This is a genomic window from Aeromonas sp. 97A (assembly GCF_051919185.1).
Taxonomy (GTDB): Bacteria; Pseudomonadota; Gammaproteobacteria; order Enterobacterales; family Aeromonadaceae; genus Aeromonas; species Aeromonas veronii.
In genome coordinates this window covers 385,372-405,741 of sequence record NZ_JBQBFF010000001.1, presented here as the reverse complement: position 1 = coordinate 405,741, position 20,370 = coordinate 385,372, and the positions used below count along the sequence as shown (strand labels likewise).

The following is a 20,370-nucleotide window of genomic DNA, read 5'->3' as shown; positions in this document are numbered from 1 at the left end:
ATGTAAAGCCCCCAATATACATCAAGCTGGGCGAATACCTACCAGCTTAGCTCAGATAGATAATTTAACACTCGGTAGTAAGCAAGTCATAGCGATGTTGTACCAAGAAAGCCTTCATAAGGTCATGGCACCGACGCCATGTATCATAAGGAACCGATTGAACAGCCTTCTCCGGCATACATCCGATGCTACCAGCCCCCGCCATGAGCCTTACACAAGGCTTTTTATCGACAAGAGCCACGCTTTGGCTTCCCGTTCACGCATCTTCCTGGTATCTTTGTTAGCTGATCAAAAACACAGTATTAGACCATGAACACCGTTTTATCACCGATCCCAATTATCGATTTATTTGCTGGTCCAGGAGGACTAGGCGAAGGATTCTCTTCACTTAACGAAGGTTCTTCCTTCCAGATTATGGTCTCTGCAGAGAAGGATCCTGTTGCTCACCAGACTCTAAGACTCAGGGCTTACTATCGATTACTCAAAAGCAATTTTCCTGATGGACTATCAGATTACTATCAGTTTTGCAATGGGAAATCACCTAATCCTTTCACTGAGAGAACCTATGAGTATTGGGAGCGAGCAAATCATGAAGCGATGTGTATTGCTATCGGTAGTGATAAGGGGAATGCAGCCCTTGACTCTGCAATTACAACTGCATTAGGCAATAAGGATTTACCATGGGTTCTTATTGGCGGACCTCCATGTCAAGCATATTCTCTTGCTGGGCGCTCGAGAAATAAAGGTAACTCTAACTATATACCCGAAGATGATTCTAGGCACTTCCTATACTTGGAGTATTTAAGAATCATAAAAAATAATAAACCAGATATTTTTGTCATGGAGAACGTGAAGGGTATTCTTTCATCAAAAATAAATGGCGGTTTAATTTTTCATCAAATTCTAAGAGATCTTGCAAATCCTAGCATGGCATTGGATAAAAAAGATAATGGCTTACGATATAATATCGTATCTCTTGTCAATGATGAAATATTCATGGATGGTGATGATCCACAAAAAATAGATGCAACTAATTTCATTATTCGCTCCGAAGACTATGGAATACCTCAGGCTCGTCATAGAGTAATTCTACTCGGTATCAGAGACGATCGTTTCAGCCATAATTTACCTAAGCTAAACAAAGAGAGTCGGATTACAGTTAATAATGCTATTGGTAATCTGCCTCCATTACGCAGTAAATTAAGTCGAGAAGAGGACTCTGCTGCTGCATGGGAACAAAAAATCCGAGAAGGATTAAAACTGCTTGCAAACAATGCAATTAAAGAGTCCAAACTCACTTCAGAGCTGATAGATAATATTCGTAAAACAGCTGATTTTCTTCAGAACGTTGATACAGGCTCTCTCCAATATCCAAGAGAGAAAAATGAAGGTACCACTGGTATTAGTGAACTTGACAAATGGTTCAATGATGACCGACTTAAAGTTTGGCTGAACCACGAAACCAGAGGTCATAGAATTGATGATTTGATTCGATACGGATTTGCTGCATGTTTTGCTAAAATAGAAGGAAGATCGCCAAAGGGGCACAAAGAATTTTGTCTTGACTCCTTAGCTCCAGCGCACAAGAATTGGGAAAGTGGGCATTTTTCGGATCGGTTCCGAGTTCAACTTTCTAATGCACCTTCTACAACAATTACAAGTCATATATCTAAAGATGGGCATTACTTCATTCATCCTGATCCGACACAGTGTCGCAGCCTCACAGTAAGAGAAGCTGCTCGTTTGCAAACCTTTCCTGATAATTATTTTTTCCAGGGTGGACGAACTCAGCAATATCATCAAGTGGGTAATGCAGTGCCGCCCCTATTAGCAAACAAAATAGCTCGTTTGGTGTTAGACATTTTGCAAAAATCTTCTACTTATAGAAGCTGATATCTTAGATGTCTTATCTGTGTCAGAAGTATATAAGAAACCATAACACTATGGCTTGGTAAGCCCAAGCCATAGTGTAAGGATTAATACGATAAATTTAATTAACCTATGCGATGTTAAATATTAGGAGCAATTTAATTCTGGAATATCTACTCTTGGCTGAGAAAATGGACGAGAGAACATAATCTCCCTACATTCAGGCCGCTTCGCCCACTCTGAAATCATTCGCCCGTTTGCAGTCGCATGAAGCTGTGCATTCACCTCGTCTGACCATATTTCAATCTGCTCGAGAAGTTGCGGCGATACAGTCTGGGTGGACCAAATACGCTCCAGACTCAGACGCTCACCAAGCTTCAGGGACACAAGAGAGACTGTATATGCAATCACGTTCGCTTGGAATGCTGCAAAGCGTGGGCGTATTCTACGCTGCGCTTCCTTGAATAAAATGACTTGAGCAATGATGCTCTTATACTCAGCAACATCAGTCAGCCCCCTAGCCTCGCCAGCTGCATTAATAATATCCATGAACGCTTTGAAGTTCTTTTGGCCTCCTAGACTCACCAAGTCTGGTCGCTGCATCCAAGCACTTTGATATTTTGCAAGATCCGTTTTAGTAATCTTGCGAGTTGATGGTATACCTTCCTGTATACGCTTGATACCAGCTGGTGTTTTACCTTCACGTTCAAGCATCACTTTGTAGCTGCCTGTGGCCCGCTCGTAGAACCACCGACTAACGCCATCAGGGCAATATGTAGCCATAGCAAGTTTTTCGAGCTCTACGTGATAAGGCATATTTGCAGACAAATCAGACAGTTGAACTTTATTCTGACTATTGGCATAGCGTGATATATCTGAAATCAGACGTTCTTCCTGCTCTGAACCTACATTTTTCAACACGATGATTTTAGCGGGAACTCTGACCTGAGAGAGATTAATATCTGGAAATTTTTTCTTCGTGAAGAACATCGATGCTGTCGTCTGACCACCATTCACGATCTGCATGCCTTTAAGCCCGAAAATACCGAGGCTGCCATCCTCGGTACGTCCCAAGCTGGCCTCATCAGCAATAATGACAACCCCATTGTTGTAGGCCATAAACCGTTCAGGCTGCTTGCGTAAAGTCTCTGCAATCCCTTTATTGACCCCGCCAACTTGGCTCAGAAACGAACGGACATTGGCTTCAAGAATACGTGCACCATATTTTTCATACAAAAATCGTAGGGCTTCACCGGGAATAGCTGTCATTGCATAATCATATTCCCCCATCTGGTCCGGAACCCAGATACAGGGCAGAGGGCCGCCAGATATATCTTGGAAATTGACAATGAGTTCATCTCGTGGACGCCCCTCCTGCCAGTGATTAAACAAACGCTGGATATCCATAACTTCAAGCTTTACAACCTTACCGGATATTGTACGCGGTTGATATGTACGAACTTTTGCACGCCTGTCGGTCAAAACAAAGACTCGGATCTGCTCAAGGTCAGGATAAACCTGCTTAATTGTGAGCACTAGAGCATATGCCGGATGGGACTCGTCCATTTCCTTGGCTAGTTTGCCCTCCACACACATCGAAAGAAAGCGCAGGCATTGTTCGGCTGCTTTCTGTGCTTCGGCATTAGGAATGTCGACAATTTCATCTAGGCCTTCGTAGTCGCTCACATACAGATCTAGCTGTTCATTGTCTTCAGAAACAGCGAAACCACTCAACCTCACATTTCCTGAACCTAATCCACTTCCAACTCTGGCATCGTATGCACACACTTCAGGATCAAAAGTCATCCCGATATCGGCCATATGTCTTGTAACGATCTCAGTAAAAAGTAGCTCCGGGAATGCTGCTTCTCCGCCCTCAATCCCTCTTTCGACAGTTTCATCACGAACCTGTTGTTGCGTTTGACGCAAAAAATCAACCAATTCCATTCAATTCATCCCAATCATTTCAATTGCTGCGTCAGCTAGGCACTCTTTAGCATCAATCGCATCCAGCTCTATCTCATACTTTGCACGGACCACACCAACCGGAACATTCCCGCCAGTAAGCCTCGGAAAAGTTTCATCGATAAGCATGTAACGTGTACTCACTTCGACAAACTGTCTTGTATACAAATCGGCGTGCGCATCGAGGTACCCCGCATGCAGTAAGGCAAAACCGAAAACAACTGCTGTGGCCTCATCCATCTGCTCTTTTAACGATGCAATACGAACAGGTAGAGAAACCCCTGACGGATCAACTGAAAATCGGCAAGCACAAAGAAACAGAGGTTTGCGAACACTGTCATCTAACTGCTCAAGCGACAGAATAGAGGCGGAAAATCCGTCTTTTGCCAATGTGCTTTTGACTTCAATAGCCCCATGTCCAAGCTGAAAATCTTGCAAGCCATCCATCGGGCCAGTCCAGCCTTCCACAACACTTTCAGCCGAGCAGCCTGCAGCTAGCAATGTGGACATGCACTGTAATTCACCAACTAGACCCAACTCCGCTTCGGGGCCGAGCATGGTAGCTCCTTTCTTCATGAAGCTCATCCACGCACGCAAACGCTTCATGAATATATTCAATAGTTGGCGCCCATCTAGAATTGAGCTACCCAACAAAACTGCAACAAGATCTGTCACGACCGTAGCAAACAGATCAAGGTTTCCTCCTGGCTGGCGTACCAATGCCAACCACTCTTCATTATTATTCCCTAGCTTAATTTTTTTGAACGTGAATCCAGTGGCCGCAGGTAGTCCATGTAATGAACCAATATATCCATTGCCAAACCGGACTAACAAACCTTCCTCATTCCCAGGAAAACAACGACCAGCTCGCAAAGTACACACACCTTCCGGCACAAGCAAAATCGTTCTCCATACGTCCTCGTTCGACACACCTGATAACGCGCGCCATGTCCCGAGGATGTCTTCCTTACTCAGCAGATCCAAATTCTTGCTCCCAGAAAATATGTCCGACCTTGTAGTCGACCTTTATCCCACTGTTGTTGCTGGGAAAACTGATCCCGAATGCCACGACAGGCTCATGACCCTCAGGTAAACCTGCATCCACTGGATTCAGCAAATAAATCAGCAATAATCCCGTTTCTGGGGAGGCAGGAATTCTCTCTGCACCGAATCCACGTATCTTTCTCAGGGCTGGCCCATTTGGAGTCACAGGTTCCTTCTTGCCATCCGGTCTGGCGGGGTCGGCATGCCAGAGTCTTTTCGTTTCATCGAGCGCAGCAAGCCAAGCAACTTCGTCAAGATCCAGCGCCTCATCTCGCGGAGACAGCAGTCGACCAATTGAGTAGCGACCGGCGGCCTGCTGTCGATTAGCCCGTTGGGTTAGCGGTACAACAAGGTCTTCGATCTGCCAAGCGCCCTTGTCAATGCTTCCGCCAACTACAGCCACGTTCCAGTTCAGCAGATAACCATCAAGCGCCATTGAGTCGATGAACTCACACAGCATCTGGCTGTTCACCTTGTACGCGCTAGGGTGAGTTGTATAACCGGCAAGAAACGACGTCACCTCAGCATGGGATACATTTGACCAATACGCTCCGGTCCAGCGATCGCGTCCATCCCCACGTTTCCTCTCCGGTATGGTTGAAGGCTTTCCGATCACAGAAACAAAACTATGGAACGAATCGAAGTTTGCACGAACAATCGCAGACTCTTTGTGCATTGACACTGTTTCGACCACATGCCCACTAAAGGAAAGTCGCAATGTCTTGGCGGATCGCATTTTCAAGGGAGAAGTCACCATCAGTACAGGATGCGATACGACCTTGAGACCGTAATCACGTGGTGTCCCACCACTGGCAACCATCATGTCGAATTCTTCACGCAGCTCTTCTGAGGCATCGGCAATATGCTCAAACCACTCGACCAGATCCGCTGTCGTATAGAGACGGCAAAGATCAAGGTAACCAGGCCGATAACCAAACCACCTTCCCATTTGCATCAAAGTGTCATACATTTTTGATGCACGCAGGAAATAGCTTACACATAGCCCCTCCAAGGTGAGCCCCCGCGCGAGCTTATCACCACCAATAGCAATAACCTTGAGCCCCTTGCCAGAATCAGCGTAATCCAGTGCATCCTTGGCCGTACCATTGATCATCCGCACAGAAAGTTCCGAAACAATATCCGGTATTTGCTCAACAACTTGTTCCCACGAAAAATCGTACCGGCTGACCATATCAGGTATTTGTGCATGCAATTCGGTGGAAACAGGCAAGAAGTCCTTATGCCAGAGTTCGGCAAGGCGCCCCAAAAATCCTTCATGTCCTATTTGTCGCTCTACTCGTTGCAACTGCTGTCGAATATACTGATCTACTACAGCATGTACCGCCGCCTGAGTCTGATTAAATCTTGTTACGTGAATAAGCATTGAGCTATGGGAATCTCCCTGTCCCCGCAGTTTTCTCAATGCACACGTAAGTACAAATGAATCTATCGCCTTTACCAATGACTCGGGCATACCAAATTCATTGTCGATCTTGGGATTGTGTCCATTCTTGTGAGATATCGGCATCCAGCCGGCCTTGCCATCGTCAGAACAGTGGTCATCAACCTTGCGTACAAGAGGCAATGCATCCGCACGAGTTCCACCGTTGTTGATACCAAACAGGCGAGTTGGCCCGACGTAACTGGATGGTGCGCCGAGATTGACAATGAATGCGGCCGGAAAGAGATCTGGCCCTTCTTTCGGGGTGGCATTTCGCTCATGAATGAAAATGTTCGCAAACGGCGTAGCTGTATAGCCAACATAGGCCTTACGCTGAAAAGCGTGCAATATCTTACGAATAAGTCCATTAATGGCTTTAGGCTGATGCTCCTCGTCAGGCAGTCCATTCTCGCCAAAAATTTGTTCACCCGTATCAACAGAAGCATTGTCTGCCTCATCATCGATGACCAGCAAGGGAAGATGTGTCACGATCTTGCGACCGGACTCTGCCTCGACGGTGTTGGCTACATGATTGACGATCCACTTGTGCAGACGTTCAAGGACTTTCTTATTCTTCTTGACAACAAACAACCACGGTCGCTCTTCCGGAGAAATCCCGAGATTCTTCGCGGCGGCCATGCTGAAGTCGCCTTTTTCGGAACGTGTTGTTGCGTAGTGCGGGCGAATCGCAGGATCCCGGTCAATCAGACCGACACCGATCGGCCGGGGTTCGTTACTGGAAGAGTGTGTCTCATATCCCAGAAACCCCTCATCAAGACGCATCTGAGTTTGAGAGCGCAAATTGTTGTGCATTCCAGCCAGAACAATGATGACCTTGTAACCAGCATCGGCCGCCTTGCAGATTAACCCGGTATAGTTGCCCGTTTTTCCTGATTGCACATGACCGACTACGAGACCTCGGCGATCCCAAGCACCTTCGCGGCAAGGGTCCTCCAGCATTGACAACACCTGATCGGATGTTTCATCCAGATTGGCAACCGCATTTGCTGATAGTCGTGTCTCCTGCATTTCACGATAACGCTGCCAGTAACGCCATTCCTTCTTACGTTGTGCGGTCAGCCAAGCAACGTGATCCGACTCATCACCGAGCATGCCCCCCGTCCCAACCCATTCGCTATGGCGGCGGATCAGCTCGTTAATAACGGACTCACGATCCAGATCTTCAGTCCAACGAGGATTCAGCGCGAGCACGAGGTTTATTTTTTCAGAGATCAAACTGTGAGGAATAGACTGAGCATCCTCTGCCAGCAGCAATTCCTGAACGATTTTGACCACACTGATCTTGTTTGCTTCACCTATTAAAGACACACGGCATTCCTTGTTTATAGCTGTTCAGGCAAGCTGGCAACTAGCTCTGGATATTGATTGAACGGCTCGCTTTTCGATAGCCGTTCGCGCGCCATGCTCGAGGACATACCTTTCACGCCTACCATATTTCGATAAAGCACCTCGAGCACCGATTTCACTTCTGCGGGTGGCTCCCCGGCAAAGCCGGTGCACGGAGCCTCTTTATTCTCGGCGGTGTCCAGCCAGATTCGCTGGACTGGAACTGTTTCTTCCAAGACGCGCAGCATGGCCTTTATCTGAGGCAGCAAAACACCGGCATCATCCAATACCGAACGGACCACCGGATGGTCCGTATCAATCCGGTAACGCATACCGCCAGCAAAGTGCTCTGCTTTCCAAGATTGTGCAACCTCACCCCCCCCAGGCATTTTCGGTGCGACTCCGCGATGCACGAATGCTTTGCGGGCTCTGGAACGTGTATCTTCGGCATATCCAATCAACCAGCTTCGCAATGCAACGGGGGGCCTAGCCGTAGACTTGCGAATATCGATTTTCCAGTCGGCATCAGCTGTGTTAGGAATATCAAGGCGAATACGCGCCAGACGGTGGGCCTCGTCTTTTGTCCACGATCGCCCTTGGCCAAGCCCCAGCCAGCTGCCTGCAACCAGAAGACGCTCATTGCGATAGACATAGAACCCTTGCTGCGCCGTCCAGCCGTCAGGTCCTTCTGCAGTCTCGAACTCGGACGGTGATAACTTATCCTTATGCGGTAACACATTGCATTGCAGCTTGACTGCTGCATTTCCTGGCGGTGATACGGAAGGTGATTGCCATGGTTTGCCAGGATGCCCCACAAGGAACGGGTCCCATGGTTTCACCGGCTGACCATTGATACGCAACAACAAACGTCGGGGATGCTCCAGATAACGATGAAAAACCATGCCAAGGTGCCGGTCTACCGCATCGATCAGATCCAGAAACTCTTGCTCTCCAACTCCTTTAGTCACAATGCGATCCATCGCCTCCCACAGAACGAGAGTCCCCCGCCCAGCGTCCTTGAGAGGAGCCAAATATCCTTCTGAACCTTCAGCTGGACCTTCAAGCAAGTACCAACCATCATTCTTTCCAGCGGCAAGCACATCTAGATCCCAGCGCAGGCATTGCAAACCATCCGGCCCACAAGCAGCCACGGTCAGGCAACGGCACTGTGAAAACGAAGCAGTCTTCAAGCCGAGGCCGAAACGCCCTAGGTCATCTGCACTGCGCTCATCGAGAGGGCTCCTCTCCCCAAGCCGCATTGCTTTGTCGATTTCAGCTGCGCTCATACCGCGGCCATCGTCCTGAATTTCAATCCGGCTCTGCTCATTGTTCCAAACAAAGCGCAAGTCAACTGTTGCGGCACCAGCTGCAATGCTGTTATCGATGATGTCTGCCAGCGCGGTCGCAGTGTTGTAACCTAACCCGCGCAAGGCTTCGATCATTGCGGCTGCACGAGGTGGGGCATGTCGCATATTCTGTACTTTCATATTCATCGGCCTTCATCAATATCATCATGCAGATCGTTTTCATCCCAAAACATAGCCAGCACCATACGTCGATTCGGATGGCGCAGTTTGCGCAGGGCCTTGGCTTCGATCTGGCGAATCCGTTCCCGTGTGACATCGAACATTATGCCGACCTGTTCCAGGGTGAAGTCATCCCCTAACCCTATGCCAAAGCGATATTTGATAATCTGATGTTCACGCTCTGACAACTCGGATAGAGCAGCTCTGATTGCATTCGCTAGTTCGTCATTTTCTACACAATGGAAACCATCAGACTCGTTCCCAGCGAGTAATTCCGGACTGTCAATTTCATCAAAGCCACTAAGGAAAATTACTTCACGATCGGCAACTTGTTTTACCTTGCAAACTTCATTGACGCTCATATCGAGCGACACAGCTAACTCGCTATCGCTTACACCACCAAGGGATTTTCCCTCCAGCTCACGAATACCGCGTTGCACTTTGTTGATTTTTTCCACTAAATGAACCGGCACCCGCACCAAACGAAGCTGATCAGCAATGCAGCGGGTAATGGCCTGACGAATCCACCAAGTAGCATAAGTAGAAAATTTAAAGCCAAGTTGAACTTCAAATTTCTCGGCAGCTTTCATCAGGCCGATATTGCCCTCTTGGATCAGGTCTTCTAGGTATATGCCGCTATTGCTATATTTGCTGGCAATGCTCATGACCAGTCGCAGATTGGCATTAACTAGGTCATGGCGGGCTTTCTCGAAAATCCGAATATGCTCTAACGCCAGCTCAGGCTGGAGCTCCGGATCAAACAGATGCAATTTCTTGATCAAACCGGCCAGTAACGATGCGGAAGGGCGAGGGATCATTTCATCGGTCTTACCAGAAATGTCTCCAGCACGTAAAATATTCACATAATCTTCAAAGCTTCCGGAAAAACGACCTTCTTCATCAGTTATCTCGATCTGCTCCAGATCTACGGCTTCATCCTCATCTAGCTCATCAACACTAACCTCTTGTTGCGGCTGCACATCCTCAAAACAGTCCACCCAAGCGCTATCGGGCAAGGCAGCCAGATACCGTGCAAGAGCCTTGATGGCGGAGTCCATACGGGTCCCAAGCAATATTTCCCCATCTTTGGAAATCAAGCCGACTGCACGTGCATCCTGCGAATACGTTCTCAGAGTGCTTGAATTGAATGTATGCACCTCTGACAATGATTCACTTAGGTACGCCTCCAACCTCTCGAATGCCTCATCCAGCAGAACCGCAAGCTCCTCATTCACCACACCTTCCGCTGTGAAACTCTCCTGATTGGCTTCTTCAACCTTGATACCATAATCTTCAAGTATCTGAAGAGTAGCGGGAAGTAATGCATCAGCAGCAGGGCCCGCATCAAGCTGGCAAGCCTCAGCGACCTTGTCAAAAGTGACCCACCCACGTTGAAAACCCTCGACAAAGAGTGCTCTCAGAAACTCCTGCTCCTCGGAGCCCCGGATGACTGCAGGTTTCACCTCTGGCAGCTCAAGCTCCACATCCTCCCAAGATTCGTCAGTATTCAAAGCACGGTGTCTGGATATACGACGATGGGTTTGCGTCACGGAAATCAGAAGGGACACATCTGATTTTGGCGTTACCACTTCCTCCTCTGCCTTCCAGCCAGAATCATCATCTTCATGTAAATGAGCTGAGTCATTTTCCTCCTCCAGCTCAGTAACAGGAACATCTGAAAAAGGAAGGTGCAAAAGAACAAAATCATGTGGCCCGGCTTGTGCAATATCATCAAACTGCGCACTTGTATCTGCATCAACCCATGCAGAATCTTCCGAAGGGGGGAAATCAATTAGACCATCAGATGCTTCATTCCAACTGGAATTAACTCTCTGTTGTTCTATACCAATCACATCTGGCTGGCTCAGTAATACATCCGGAACGATCGGCGTAACCCCCTTACCAGGATTATCTGATAAGGCAATCCACTGACAGGAATCACCTTCTATATCTTCATCCCCTGAATCTCCATAATCAGATGGACCTGTATCCGCTGAAGAAACACCAGAACTTCCGGCAGAAAATACATCTTGGTGAGTCTGAGATACGGCTTGGACGGCCATGAAATAACCCAAAGATGTGGACTCTGCAGCTCTTTCATCCCCTAGAACTACAGCTTTATCATCCCCTAGAACTACAGCTTTATCATCACCAACTATTTCATGCAGATGAATGTCTTCAGGCGTCACTACAACTTCAAATAACGAAGAACCAGCTGGTTCATCTTGAGCGCGATGCAGCATGCATCCGAGCACGTCATAACCCATCTCCGCAGCTATGCTAGATGCTGTTTTACCTTCATTGCTAACCAGTGCTGGATTGGCCCCCGCATCAAGCAACAGCTCGCACAACTCTTGGCTTCCTTTTTCCGCAGCGAGCATCAACGGTGTCCTCCCCCGATCATCTCTAGCATCAAGCATGGAGCGGTTACGTATCTGTAGTTCCACTGCAGCCTTGGCACCGGATTTGATTGCAAAACGCAACATCGCACTGATTCTGGGGGGTGATTGATTTTCAAGCATGATAAAGCTACTCGGCGGGAGTGAATCTAGTAGCCAGCACCGAACTAACTACTTCATGTTGGGCATCTGATTGCCTATGACCGACTGTCACTCTGAACTATGTGCTGGTCTGATATACAGTCTGTGGGATCGTGCATCGGTAAAAGCTAAGTCCAATTGCAACATGGTTACAGCCTATTTTATTTATCAAAGCCCATGATAACAGACTCAATGTGAACACGTTCTGTTTACCTAGCCTTTTTCTCACGATTTGGTCTGTGATGAATGTGCCTAAAAGGCCTTTTGTGATCTGAAATGTCGGTCACAAATGCAATAATTTAATCAAAAATTCGATTAGAGGTCATTGATTTAGAACATTATTTCTAACACTACTGACAGAAAAGTTAATTTGTAGGTCAGTGCGATGCTTAGTGCCATGAACCACTAACAAACGAATGTCGACGTTGCTTCTCAAATCGATGTAGCTTGAATGGAACTAACTAACAACGTGGCATCTGCATTACTGATTCTTTTGTTATCTATTGGCACTATGGTACGCCATCACTGGCATGCGGGACTTGCGCTGGTTCAAAGGTGGTGCGCTATAATGACTGTATATAAATACAGGTGCTGTTGCCATGAAGCTGTTAACCCCAGACCCATCACCCGCCGAGGTGACCATCCCGTTGTTCTTGCACCGCGCCTCTTGTGGCTTTCCCAGCCCTGCCAGCGACTATCTGGAAGGGAAGTTGGACCTCAACACCCACTGCGTGTCGCACCCTGCTGCAACCTTCTATCTGCGTGCCGAGGGGGAGAGCATGACCGGGGTCGGCATCTTTCCCGGTGACTTGCTGGTAGTCGATAAGAGCCTGACCCCGCGCCATGGTGATGTGGTAATTGCACTGCTTGACGGCGGCTTCACGGTAAAGACCTTGCAGCTCAAGCCGAGGTTGCGGCTGCTGCCAGCCAATCCGGCGTTCGCGCCTATCGACCCTTGCATGAGCCTCTCCCTGGAGCTGTTCGGAGTGGTCACCCATGTGATCGGCAATCTGAGGCAGCGTGATGGCCATAGCGCTCGTTGATGTAAACAACTTCTACGCCAGCTGTGAGCGGCTGTTTCGCCCTGAGCTACGTGGCCGCCCGATCGTGGTGCTCTCCAACAACGATGGATGCGTGGTGTCGCGTAGCCCCGAAGCCAAGGCGATGGGCATCAAGATGGCCGGGCCCTACTTCAAGATCCGCGAGCAGTTCGAGGCGCATGGCGGTGTGGCGTTCAGCTCCAACTACGCGCTCTATGGAGATATGTCTGGCAGGGTGATGAGCACGTTGGAGACAATGGCCCCCGAGCTGGAGGTCTACTCCATCGATGAAGCATTCCTGTCACTGTCGGAGTCGTTTGCCGGGGACCTGACGGCCTATGGGCAACAGATCGGGCAGCGAGTGTGGCAGTGGACCGGCCTCACGGTAGGGGTTGGGATCGGCCCCACCAAGACCCTCGCCAAGCTGGCCAACTATGCAGCCAAGAAGTGGCCTGCCACGGGCGGCGTCGTGGACTTGCGTGACGAGCTGCGCCGTGCCCGGCTGATGGCTATCACCCCGGTGGACGAGGTGTGGGGCATAGGACGGCGCTTGGGGGCCAAGTTGGTGGCACAAGGCATCAACACCGTTGCTGACCTGGTGGCTAGCGACGCCAAAGGGTTACGCGCTCAATACGGCGTGGTGGTCGAGCGGATCGTACAGGAGCTGCGTGGCCTGCCTTGCGCAGAGCTGACCGTTGAACCGGCGGCGAAGCAGCAGATCCTCTCGAGCCGTTCCTTTGGTGAGCGCGTGACCGACCGTGGAGAAATGGCCCAAGCGTTGTCGGGCTTTATGGCTCGCGCAGCCGAGAAGCTGCGGGCCGAGGGAATGTGTTGCCAGCGGGTGCACCTGTTCGTGCGAACCAGCCCCTTTGATGAACGAGCCCCTTACTACAGTGAGCAGGCTGGCGTCCGGCTGGTCTGCCCTAGCGATGATACCCGGTTGCTGCTGCAGCAAGTGAACGTGCTGCTACCGCAGATTTGGCGCGACGGTTACCGTTATCAGAAGGGGGGCGTCATGCTGAGTGAGTTCACCCCCAAGGGGCAACAACAGGCAGATCTCTTTGCCCCGTCCTCCGCTCAATCAGATGCGCTGATGGCAGTGATGGACCAGATCAAAGCCAAGGGATTGGGGCGCGTAGGCTTTGCCAGCCAGGGCACTGGGTCGCCTGAGTGGATGATGCGACAAGAGCACCTGAGCCCCTGTTACACCACCCGCTGGGAGGACCTGCCGGTGGCGAGGTAAAAGCCACAGAAGGTTGAAACAGTCTATTCAAAGCTCGCTGGACAGGTAAATTTTGGACGGGAAATTTTTTTCCAAACGAGGAACTGATACAACAGAGAGCGCCAACTTTCGCAAGAGTCAGTTACCTTTTGAGAAAGGTGAGAGTTAAAATTTCCTCCACGGCCAATTAACCACATATGACCATTCCAGCCCAGATAACACTATGTTATTGCAGAAGTTCTGATGTTAGGCATACGGTTAGGCATACATTAATTTTCTGAATTGGCGATTTTAATTTAAGATCAATTAGTTAGTCATTAGGTTCAACATCCCCCAGCCCACCAAACGTTTGGAAAGGGCCACCTCGCAAGAGGTGGCCCTTTTTATTTGTCCATGTCCATGTTGTTTACCGATATCAAACTGGTTGGATTTTTTCCAATATCCCCCTTGAACTGGCCTTTGGCAAAAAAATCAGGCGCATCACCGCGCAGGCTTTATCATCAGGTTGCCATCCCGGTACTAGCCGGACTCACAACCGCACATCGGCATGTCATGACCCAATATTGAGTAAATTGATGTTGGCCGCTGCATTTTAATGCACTTACAATATGCGCCCAATTCTGTTGGATTCCTTCTGATGCTCCGCCAATGTGATCGTCTATTCCTGTTTCTCCTGCTACTGCTCTGGGGCGTGGCGGCGCACGCCATTACCAGTCTGAATGAAGACGAGTTTGATCTGTCTGAGCGCGCCTGGCTGTCATCACACCAGGAGCTGGTCATCGGCATGCCGATGATGGGTGACCCTCCATACAGCTATAAGGATGCAGATCAACGCTTTACCGGCCCAGTCCCCGACATTGCGCAGCAGATTGCCAGAACGCTCGGGTTGACCCTGCGCTACAAGGTTTACCCCTCCTACGTGGATGCGCTAACCGGGCTTGACTACGGCGAAATCGACATGCTGGTGAACGACCAGCCAAGCGAACAGTGGCGATCCAATATTCTCTCCCTCCCGTTTTTGCTCTCCATACCGCGCGGCGTGCTGCTCAACAATGGCAAAACGAAGTTGTCACGACAGGATGCTCATGGCTTGCACTGGATCTGTGTCACGGGAGTCAATGCTTGCAGTGAATTGAAAAAACTGGGATTTCCCCGTGTGACCGAGGTAGAGAGTCGCAGCGAAGCAGCGTTTATGCTCAAAAAGCGCATGGCTGACGCCTATCTTGCTGACATGCCGTCACTGGTGATGGTGAAAGATCAGCACTCCAAGGCTGGCTTCACCATTGCCACCCCGGAATGGGTAAGCGGCACGTCTCTCTCCATCAATATGCACAAGAGCGACCCGGCACTGGTCAGCCTGGTGAGCAAGGCATTCAACGAGATACCGGTTGAAGATCGTCGTCATATGCTGGCAGCTACCACGACTAGCCAACATGCGGACTCAGGAGCGGTGAAGTCTGTGCAGTTTACCCCTGAGGAGCAGGAGTGGCTCAACCAGCATCCTGAGCTGACTTACGGCGTCTCTCCGGACTGGACCTCCATGAGCGAATTCAATTACCGGGGCAGGCTGGTCGGTTATGTGGCAGACCTGATGGCGCTGATGCAGCAAGTCTCCGGGCTGAAGTTCTCTCTGGTTCGCACCAATAGCTGGGGTGAAACCCAGAATATGCTGAAGCTGCGGCAGATCGATTTTATTCCGGCCATCTCCCCCAACCACGACCGCGGCCAGTTTGCGCTGTTCACCCCCGGCTATCTGTTTGTCGATCGGGTCGTTATTGCCCCCAAACGCAGTGCCGATATCACCGATCTCTCACTGCTGCGAGGGAAACGGGTCGGCATGGTGCATGGCTCGCTGGATAAAGATCTACTGACCCACATCGGCGCCCATCCGGTAGAGGTCAACAATGACAACCGCTTGCTGGAGCTGCTGGACACGGGCGATGCCGACTACGTGATGGTCACCCTGCCATCCATCAACAAGCGGGTGAGCGAACGCTATCAGGTGGTCTATGCCGGCAAAGACTTGCGCCTGCCGGTCGCCATGGCCACGCGCAAAGATCCCATGCTGCAGCGGATCCTTACCAAGGTGCTCTATTCGATACCGCCGGAGGAGCTCAATAAAGTGGAGAGACGCTGGCTCTCCATGAGCGTGCAGACCGGCATCAATAACGAAACAGTGCTGTTCTGGTTCGTAATGAGCGGCGCAACTGCCACCCTGCTGTTTACCCTGTTCTGGGCCTGGAACCGTACCCTGAAACGGGAGATCGTGCAGCGACAACGGGCCGAGAAGACGCTCAATGAACAGTTGGTGTTCATCCAGACCCTGCTCGACTCCCTGCCCAATATGGTGGCGCTGCGGGATCGCGATCATCGCCTGACCCTCAGCAACCGGGCATACCGCGAGCTGTTTGTCGGTGATGGGGAAGAAGGTGATCGCTGGGGCTATATGACCGAGGACGAGCGGCAACAGATGTTGCGCGAGGAGCGTGCGGTCTGGGAAACCGGCGAGATCTTCCAAGGATCGGGTTATACCCAGCGCGAGGGGGATGTTCCCCTTCACGTGGTCTACGTCAAGTTGCCCTATCGCGCAGCAGACGGCGCGATTCAGGGGGTGCTGACGGTATTGACCGATGTCAGTGCCCTCAAGGCCGCCGAAAACAAGGTGCGAGAAGTGGAGGGCAGGCTGCGGGACATCACCGACAGCATGCCGGGTCTGGTTTATCAATATCTCTGGCAAGGGGCCGGCAAGGGGAAATTCCTCTATCTGTCCCAAGGGGCCAGCGACATTCTCGGGATGACCCACCAAGAGTTGATGGCAGCCGAGTCTGGCGGCATGATCCTCGGCTTGAACGATGAGGCTCTGGCAACCTTTATCGATAAGGTGGCCAAACATGCGCAAACCCTTGAGCCGCTCGATATGGAGGTGCTGGTGCCCTCTGTTCAGGGGAAGCGCTATATCCAGATCCGCGGCAACTTTGTGGCGCAACAGGGCCATGATCGCCTGCTCAACGGCGTGGTGCAGGACATCACCGCCATCAAGCAACAGGAGCATGAGCTGCGCGAGGCGCGTGCCGCGGCCGAGCAGGCGATGCAGGCTCGCAGCCGTTTTCTGGCCACCATGAGCCATGAGCTGAGAACCCCCATCTCGGGCATGCACGGCATGCTGGAGCTGCTGCGCATGAGCGAGCTCAATGATGACCAGCGCTATCTGCTGCGCAATGTGGAGAGCTCGGCCAACCACCTGCTCTATCTGGTCAACGATATCCTCGACTTTTCCAAAATCGAGGCGGGTCAGCTGCACCTAAATCCCCAATCCTGCCGTCTGCAACCTGTGGTGTGCGATGTGATCCGCGGCCATGCCGCACTGGCCTACAGCAAGGGGCTGAAGGTCACGCTCCAGTGGGAGGATCAACTCCCCGACCTGGCCGATATCGATCCGGTCAGAGTGGGCCAGGTGGTCTCCAATCTGCTCAACAATGCGGTGAAGTTCACCGAGCAGGGCGCCATTTCGATCCAGGCCAGCTGTCACGACCAGCAGCTGGTTATCGCGGTGACGGATACCGGCATCGGCATCGCCGAAGAGAAGCAAACGCTGCTCTTTACCCCGTTCGAGCAGGTGGAATCCGATATCAATCGCCGCTTTGGTGGCACAGGTCTGGGGCTGGCCATCTGTGATCAGCTGGTGAAGAAGATGGGCGGCACCCTGACGGTCAAGAGCCAGCTCGGTGAAGGGGCCTGTTTCCGCTTCAGCATCCCGCTGCTCAATGGCCTGTGGGAGCCACCCGCACTGGCGGGCAGCGAATGGTGGTGGCTGGGTAGCGATGCCGCCTTGCAGGCCACCATGGTGCGGCTCGGCGCCCGGTTGAGCCCCCTCGATATCCACCAGCTCACCGCCGATCTCGACGGCCTGCTGTTGGCAGAAGAGGCCGCGCTGGAGTCCAGCATGGGGAGCGATTGGCACACCTTGCTGCAGTCCGGCACTCTCAAGGGGGTCATCCTCTCCCCCCGCGAAGCGTTGCGGGGGCGCATGGGCTCGGAGAACTGGTGGCGCCTCGGCCAATCCCCCCTCTATCCGGATCTGTTGCTCGAAAGCTGCCGCGAACTGATCACCGGGCGAGCCGTGACCCCCCATGCCGCCAGCATCGAAAAACTGGGCGGGCGGGTGCTGGTCGCCGATGATCATCTGGTCAATCGCGCCCTGCTGACCCGTCAACTGGCGATTCTGGGAGTGGAGTGCGAGGTAGTGGAAGATGGCAAGAAGGCGTTGCGCGCCTGGCAAACCCGGAATTTCGCCCTGCTGATCACCGACTGCCACATGCCACACATGGATGGCTACACCCTGACCCGCCGCCTGCGGGAACAAGGGGAGCAGGCCCCCATCATCGGCGTCACCGCCGATACCTCGGAGGAGGCGGCAGCCAATATGACGGCAGCCGGCATGAACGGCATGCTGTGCAAACCCTATTCGCTGGAGTCACTGCGCCAGATGCTGCTGCGGTGGTTGCCCGCGACTACGATCACAGAGAGAGTGCCCGCACGACAGGCCATCAATCTCGACATGATCGGTCGCTGGCAAGATCTGTTTGGCGATGAAGGGATTGCCAAAAGCATGGCAAGGGAGTATCTGGCCTCCAACCGGAAAGATTGCCACGCTATGATGAGCGCGCTCTCCTCCGATGATAGCCAGGAGCTGGTGGAGATCGCCCACCGCATCAAAGGGGCAGCCAGAATGGTCGGGGAGCTCTCCCTGGCCGAGCAGGCGGCGCAACTGGAATCGGCGGCCCGCCTCAAACAGTTGAGCGAGCTCGCGCTGCTGACACAGAGAGTGGAAGAACAGATGAACAATATTGAACGTGAAATGGGATTGTGGCTCGATGAGTAGAACGGCAGACGAGTTGGTCATCATGGTGGTCGAGGATCACGGGTTTCAACGCAAGACCCTGATGCACCAGATCCGGGCGCTCGGTTATCAGCAACTGCTGGAGGCCGCAGACGGCATCGAAGCCCTGGCGCTGTGCCAGAGCCACACTGTCGACATCCTGTTCTGCGATCTGCGGATGCCCGGCATGGATGGCATGGCGCTGCTACGCCGCCTCTCGCTGGGTGGCTTTCGGGGCGGCATCATCCTCTCCAGCGCGCTGGAAGATGACGTGGTGGAGGCCGTGCTGCGCATGAGCGCGGCCTATGGCCTCCATGTGCTGGGTCGCATCGAAAAACCCTCCAGCCCGCAGCGGCTGCGCCAGCTGATTGACTCCTGGGCACCCAAGTCGGCCCCCTCGGGCAAGGACGATGGCCTCGTCCTGTCGGTGGACGAGCTCAAACGCGCCCTCGACAACGACCAGCTGTTGCCCTGGTATCAACCCAAGGTCGGCTTTGCATCCGGCCAGTGGGTGGGGATGGAGGCGCTGGCCCGCTGGCAGCATCCGGAATATGGGCTGATCTCCCCCGGCATGTTTATCCCGCTGGCGGAAAACAACGGCCTTATCGACCAGCTGACCGATGTCATCATCAACAAGTCGCTGCAGGATTGCCATCTGTGGGGCCAGACCGGTCTCTCCCTCAATCTGTCGATGAACCTCTCCACCACCTCGCTGATTGAGGGAGACCTCTGCCACTTCCTGATCAACCAGTGCCAGCGCTGGGGCGTCAATCCCGAGCTGATCACCCTGGAGGTGACCGAAAGCTCGTTTGTCGAGGATATCGGCAAGGCACTGGAGGTGCTGACCCGGCTGCGGATGCACGGCTTTGGCCTCTCCATCGATGACTTCGGTACCGGCTACTCCTCGATGCAGCAGCTGGCGCTGCTGCCGTTTACCGAGCTCAAACTTGATCGATCTTTTGTCGATCGCTGCTATGCCGACCCCTCCCGTCTGGCCATCATCGAATCGAGCATCGAGCTGGCACGCAAGCTGGGGCTGAAATCAGTCGCCGAAGGGGTGGAAGATGTGCAGACCTGGCAACTGCTGGCCAAGCTGGGGTGCGATATCTGTCAGGGCTTCTTCACCGCCCGCCCTATGCCCCGCAGCGAACTGCAGCACTGGCACCAGATCTGGCAAGCCCGACTGCCGACCCTGATATCCGGCTGATCTCCTGCGACCAACCCTTCGGGCCAACAACGCGCCGATCGGCAACGTGAATGGCCGCCTTGGAAAAGGTGGCCATTTTCTTTGTGTCGGGCTCGCCACTCACGCATGCCCGCCCCCTATCCACCAACCTTTTATCCAACCGAGTGCCCCCCTTTGCTCTGCATGCGCCGCATGCCTTCATCAGAGCCACCATTTATGCAAAATAAGTTGCATCACAAATGATGCTACTGGCGGATCACGCCTACCGTGAGCGAGAGCGGCCTCTCTTCTGCTAGATGCATAAACTGACA

10 protein-coding genes are annotated in these 20,370 nt (G+C 52.0%); 5 read left to right on the top strand and 5 right to left on the bottom strand.

Going from position 1 to position 20,370, the window contains the following annotated elements; all coding sequences use genetic code 11:
* Positions 1-309: 309 nt before the first annotated feature.
* Positions 310-1,893 carry a DNA cytosine methyltransferase gene (locus ACTG27_RS01865; protein ID WP_074042606.1) on the top strand — a complete coding sequence of 528 codons (1,584 nt, stop codon included), beginning with the start codon at positions 310-312 and terminating at the stop codon, positions 1,891-1,893.
* 123 nt (positions 1,894-2,016) lie between these two features.
* Here the strand turns inward: ACTG27_RS01865 and mzaE are convergent, their stop codons facing one another.
* From mzaE to ACTG27_RS01840, 5 genes are read right to left on the bottom strand one after another with little or no spacing between them, the layout of a single operon-like run.
* Positions 2,017-3,816 carry an MZA anti-phage system associated AIPR family protein MzaE gene (gene mzaE / locus ACTG27_RS01860; RefSeq protein WP_042054101.1) on the bottom strand — a complete coding sequence of 600 codons (1,800 nt, stop codon included), beginning with the start codon at positions 3,814-3,816 and terminating at the stop codon, positions 2,017-2,019.
* The gene (gene mzaD, locus ACTG27_RS01855; protein WP_254231641.1) at positions 3,817-4,818 is read right to left on the bottom strand and encodes an MZA anti-phage system associated PD-(D/E)XK motif protein MzaD; all 1,002 of its coding nucleotides are present in this window, start codon (positions 4,816-4,818) and stop codon (positions 3,817-3,819) included. It lies immediately after the preceding gene.
* The gene (gene mzaC, locus ACTG27_RS01850) at positions 4,802-7,648 is read right to left on the bottom strand and encodes an MZA anti-phage system associated Z1 domain-containing protein MzaC (RefSeq protein ID WP_254231642.1); all 2,847 of its coding nucleotides are present in this window, start codon (positions 7,646-7,648) and stop codon (positions 4,802-4,804) included. Before mzaC ends, mzaD begins: the two co-directional genes overlap by 17 nt.
* A gap of 14 nt (positions 7,649-7,662) precedes the next feature.
* Positions 7,663-9,108, bottom strand: coding sequence for an MZA anti-phage system associated ATPase MzaB (mzaB, locus tag ACTG27_RS01845; RefSeq protein ID WP_439978980.1), 1,446 nt, complete (start codon positions 9,106-9,108; stop codon positions 7,663-7,665).
* Between the two features lie 47 nt (positions 9,109-9,155).
* On the bottom strand, positions 9,156-11,714 hold the full coding sequence (locus ACTG27_RS01840) for a sigma-70 family RNA polymerase sigma factor (RefSeq protein ID WP_268426832.1): 2,559 nt from the start codon (positions 11,712-11,714) through the stop codon (positions 9,156-9,158).
* Positions 11,715-12,331: 617 nt separating this feature from the next.
* Here ACTG27_RS01840 and umuD point away from each other — a divergent pair.
* The 4 genes from umuD (at position 12,332) to ACTG27_RS01820 (ending at position 20,080) form a co-directional block, all read left to right on the top strand.
* Positions 12,332-12,775 carry a translesion error-prone DNA polymerase V autoproteolytic subunit gene (gene umuD / locus ACTG27_RS01835; protein WP_025201139.1) on the top strand — a complete coding sequence of 148 codons (444 nt, stop codon included), beginning with the start codon at positions 12,332-12,334 and terminating at the stop codon, positions 12,773-12,775.
* The gene (gene umuC / locus ACTG27_RS01830; protein ID WP_319883292.1) at positions 12,756-14,015 is read left to right on the top strand and encodes a translesion error-prone DNA polymerase V subunit UmuC; all 1,260 of its coding nucleotides are present in this window, start codon (positions 12,756-12,758) and stop codon (positions 14,013-14,015) included. Before umuD ends, umuC begins: the two co-directional genes overlap by 20 nt.
* A gap of 616 nt (positions 14,016-14,631) precedes the next feature.
* Entirely contained in the window at positions 14,632-18,876 is a 4,245-nt protein-coding gene (locus ACTG27_RS01825; protein WP_439978979.1) for an ATP-binding protein, read from the top strand.
* Entirely contained in the window at positions 18,869-20,080 is a 1,212-nt protein-coding gene (locus tag ACTG27_RS01820) for an EAL domain-containing response regulator (protein WP_005353540.1), read from the top strand. The genes ACTG27_RS01825 and ACTG27_RS01820 overlap by 8 nt, the downstream gene beginning before the upstream one ends.
* The last annotated feature ends 290 nt before the right edge of the window (positions 20,081-20,370 follow it).

Coding starts and splice junctions, on each gene's coding strand:
- mzaB (WP_439978980.1), bottom strand. CDS start 9,108: ATGATCGAAGCCTTGCGCGGGTTAGGTTACAACACTGCGACCGCGCTG.
- umuD (WP_025201139.1), top strand. CDS start 12,332: ATGAAGCTGTTAACCCCAGACCCATCACCCGCCGAGGTGACCATCCCG.
- ACTG27_RS01825 (WP_439978979.1), top strand. CDS start 14,632: ATGCTCCGCCAATGTGATCGTCTATTCCTGTTTCTCCTGCTACTGCTC.
- ACTG27_RS01840 (WP_268426832.1), bottom strand. CDS start 11,714: ATGCTTGAAAATCAATCACCCCCCAGAATCAGTGCGATGTTGCGTTTT.
- mzaE (WP_042054101.1), bottom strand. CDS start 3,816: ATGGAATTGGTTGATTTTTTGCGTCAAACGCAACAACAGGTTCGTGAT.
- ACTG27_RS01865 (WP_074042606.1), top strand. CDS start 310: ATGAACACCGTTTTATCACCGATCCCAATTATCGATTTATTTGCTGGT.
- ACTG27_RS01820 (WP_005353540.1), top strand. CDS start 18,869: ATGAGTAGAACGGCAGACGAGTTGGTCATCATGGTGGTCGAGGATCAC.
- umuC (WP_319883292.1), top strand. CDS start 12,756: ATGGCCATAGCGCTCGTTGATGTAAACAACTTCTACGCCAGCTGTGAG.